Below are 3,623 nucleotides of genomic sequence, written 5' to 3'. Positions count from 1 at the left end.
CGAATGACCAGGCGCAGAACTGGCGAGTGCGAGCGTGGAACGACGAAGCGGTTGAGCGGCGCTTTCTCAAAGAGGACTTGATCGCAATCGGTGGGCCAGCGACGTGCGCGCCGCGCCGCGCTACCGGGGCGAGACCGAGCCGATCGACCCGGTCGCCGGGCACGTGCCGGGGGCGGTGAACCTCCCCGCCCCCGAGTACGTCGGTGCCGGCCGATTCCCGACCGTCGAGGCGCTGCGCGAGCGGTTCGCCGCGGCGGGCGTGACCGACGCCGAGCCCGTCGGGGCGTACTGCGGATCCGGGGTGACCGCCGCCCAGGCCGTCCTCGCGCTGCACCTCGCCGGCCGGCCGGACGCCGCACTCTACGTCGGCTCGTGGAGCAACTGGGTCGCCGACCCGGCCCGTCCGGTCGCCACCGGGGAGCCACACCCCTGGTGAGCAGCGCGTGCGGTGGGCGTGCTGCGGGCCTCATGCGACGATGACCCCATGGCCGACGACACGGTGGTGGTGTGGGACGAGGCCCTCCTCGCCTACGACATGGGTGACCATCCCCTCGACCCGGTCCGGGTCGAGCTGACCATCGCGCTCGCCCGCGAACTCGGCGTGCTGGACCGGCCCGGGGTCCGCCTGGTCAAGCCGGAACCAGCCGACGACGCGCTGCTGACCCGGGTGCACGACCCCCGCTACCTGGACGCGGTCCGGGCCGCGCCGCGCGACCCGTTCTTCGCCGGCTTCGGCCTGGGCACCTCGGACAACCCGGTCTTCGACGGCATGCACGAGTCGAGCGCGCTGATCGCCGGGGCCAGCGTGGCCGCGGCGGAGGCGGTGTGGCGCGGCGACGCCCGCCGGGCGGTCAACGTCGCCGGCGGTCTGCACCACGCGATGCCCGCCCGGGCCGCCGGCTTCTGCGTCTACAACGACCCGGCGGTGGCCATCGCCCGCCTGCTCGACCTCGGCGCGGAGCGGATCGCGTACGTGGACGTGGACGTGCACCACGGCGACGGCGTGCAGGAGATCTTCTACCGCGACCCGCGGGTGCTCACGGTCAGCCTGCACGAGACCCCGCTCGCCCTCTTTCCCGGCACCGGTTTCCCCGACGAGACCGGCGGGCCGGGCGCGGAGGGCAGCGCGGTGAACGTGCCGCTTCCCCCGGGCACCGGCGACGCCGGCTGGCAGCAGGCCTTCCACGCGATCGTGCCGGCGGCGTTGCGCGCGTTCCGGCCCCAGCTGCTGGTCACCCAGTGCGGGGCGGACGGGCACCGACTCGACCCGCTCGCCGACCTGCACCTGTCGGTGGACGGACAGCGGGCCACCTACCTGGCGCTGCGGGCGCTCGCCGACGAGCTCTGCGACGGCCGCTGGGTGGCCTTCGGCGGCGGCGGGTACGCGCTGGTCGAGGTGGTGCCCCGGGCGTGGACCCACCTGCTCGCGATCGCCGGCGGCGAGCCGATCGAACCGGCCCGGCTCACCCCGCCGGCCTGGCGTGAGCTGGCCGCCGCGCGGGCGGCCGGCCGGGAGGTGCCGCTGCGGATGACCGACGACGCCGACCTGTCCTACGAGCCGTGGCAGCCGAACGGTGAGCCGGACGCGGTGGGCCGGGCGATCGCGGCCACCCGCCGGTCGGCCTTCCCGCTGCTCGGGCTCGACCCGCACGATCCCCGGGACTGAGCCGGCGGTGGGGAGGACCGACCGGTGACCACTGTCGAACAACCGGTGGACGTGCTGCTCAGCGACGGTACGACCGTCCAGCTGCGACAGATCCGCCCGGACGACGCCCCGGCGATCGTGGCGATGCATGCGCGCTTCTCCGAGCGCACCCGCTACCTGCGCTACTTCTCGCCGTACCCGCGCATCCCGGAGCGGGACCTGCAGCGTTTCGTCAATGTCGACCACCGCGACCGGGAGGCGTTCGTGGTGCTGGCCGGCGGCCGGATCGTGGCGGTCGGCCGGTACGAGCGGCTCGGCCCCGGCTCCCCGGAGGCCGAGGTGGCCTTCGTGGTGGAGGACGCCTACCAGGGCCGAGGCATCGGCTCGGTGCTGCTGGAGCACCTGGCCGACGCGGCCCGCCGCTTCGGCATCGGGCACTTCGTCGCCGAGGTGTTGCCGGCCAACGGGGCGATGCTGCGGGTCTTCTCCGACTTCGGGTACCAGGTCCAGCGCCAGTTCGCCGACGGCGTGGTGCACCTGAACTTCCCGATCGCGCCCACCGAGGCGACCCTGGAGGTGCAGCGCGGCCGGGAGCACCGCACCGAGGCCCGCTCGATCGCCCGGCTGCTCGCCCCGCGCGGCATCGCCGTCTACGGCGCCAGCGCCACCGGGCAGGGCGTCGGCGCGGCGGTGCTCGGGCACCTGCGCGACGGCGGGTTCACCGGGGCGATCGTGCCGGTGCACCCGACCGCGTCGACGGTGGCCGGGCTGCCCGCGTACCTGTCGGCGGCCGACGCCGGGCTCGACATCGACCTGGCGGTCGTCGCGGTGGCCCCGGAGGCGGTGACCGAGGTGGTCGCCGACGCCGCGAAGGCCGGCACGCACGGCCTGGTCGTCATCTCCGCCGGGTTCGCCGAGGCCGGGCCGGAGGGGGCGGCCGCCCAGCGGGCCCTGGTCCGCGCCGCGCACCTGGCCGGCATGCGGGTGGTCGGCCCGAACTGTCTCGGCGTCGCCAACACCGACGGCGCGGTACGCCTCAACGCCACCCTCGCCCCGGTGCTGCCCGCCCCCGGGCGGGTGGGGATCTTCAGCCAGTCCGGCGCGTTCGGGGTGGCGCTGCTCGCGGAGGCGTCCCGGCGCGGGCTGGGCCTGTCCAGTTTCGTCTCGGCCGGCAACCGGGCGGACGTCTCCGGCAACGACCTGCTCCAGTACTGGCAGGACGACCCGCACACCGACGTCATCACGCTCTACCTGGAGACCTTCGGCAATCCGCGCAAGTTCGCCCGGCTGGCCCGCCGGATCGGGCGGAGCAAGCCGGTGGTGGCGCTCGCCTCGCTGGCCCGCCCGCCCGGTGTCGGCGACGCGCCGGCGCTGGACGCCGCCGCGGTCAGCGCGCTGTTCGCCCAGTCCGGGGTGATCCGGGTGGACACCGTCGCCGAGCTGCTCGACGTGGGCGTGCTCCTGGCCCACCAGCCGCTGCCGGCCGGCCGCCGGATCGCCGTGGTGGGCAACTCGTCGGCGCTGACCGGGCTGGCCGCCACCGCCTGCGCCGCACAGGGCCTCGTGATCGCCGACGGCTACCCCCGCGACGTGGGCCCCCGGGCCGCCGCCGCCGAGTACGCCGCCGCGCTCGCCGCCTCCGCCGCCGACGATGGCGTGGACGCGGTGGTCGCCGTGTTCGCCCCGCCGCTGTCCGGCCAGCTCGCCGACCCGGACGCCGACTTCACCGCCGCCCTGCCCGACGCCCTGGCCGCCGGCAAGCCGGTGGTGGCGACGTTCCTGGCCGGCCGGGTGCCCGCCGGGGTGCCGGCGTACCCGAGCGTGGAGGAGGCGGTGCGGGCCCTCGCCCGGGTCACCACGTACGCCGACTGGCTGCGCCGGCCGCCCGGCGTGCTGCCCGACCTGGACCGGGTGGACCCTATGACACAAATTGACGATGTTCATTGCAGCCGGAGGTCTCCCTCCCGGCCCCGGCCAC

General features: G+C 75.7%; 2 protein-coding genes and 1 pseudogene. All 3 read left to right on the top strand.

What is annotated here, in order from left to right:
* Positions 1-100: 100 nt before the first annotated feature.
* Positions 101-436: pseudogene (locus JNW87_RS36255) on the top strand (sulfurtransferase); the annotation flags it as partial.
* A 48-nt stretch (positions 437-484) separates the two neighbouring features.
* Positions 485-1,666 carry an acetoin utilization protein AcuC gene (locus tag JNW87_RS36250; RefSeq protein WP_238455262.1) on the top strand — a complete coding sequence of 394 codons (1,182 nt, stop codon included), beginning with the start codon at positions 485-487 and terminating at the stop codon, positions 1,664-1,666.
* Positions 1,667-1,690: 24 nt separating this feature from the next.
* Positions 1,691-3,623: GNAT family N-acetyltransferase (locus JNW87_RS36245; protein WP_238455261.1), on the top strand; the 1,933-nt coding region annotated here is incomplete at its 3' end.

Origin of the sequence: Micromonospora sp. ATA51 (assembly GCF_016802855.1) — a bacterium.
GTDB classification, from domain to species: domain Bacteria; phylum Actinomycetota; class Actinomycetes; order Mycobacteriales; family Micromonosporaceae; genus Micromonospora; species Micromonospora sicca.
The sequence above is the reverse complement of the archived record's forward strand: the minus strand, read 5'-3'. Positions and strand labels throughout refer to the sequence as shown.

Excerpts from the sequence above, each read along its gene's own strand:
- JNW87_RS36250 (WP_238455262.1), top strand. The coding sequence starts at position 485 with ATGGCCGACGACACGGTGGTGGTGTGGGACGAGGCCCTCCTCGCCTAC.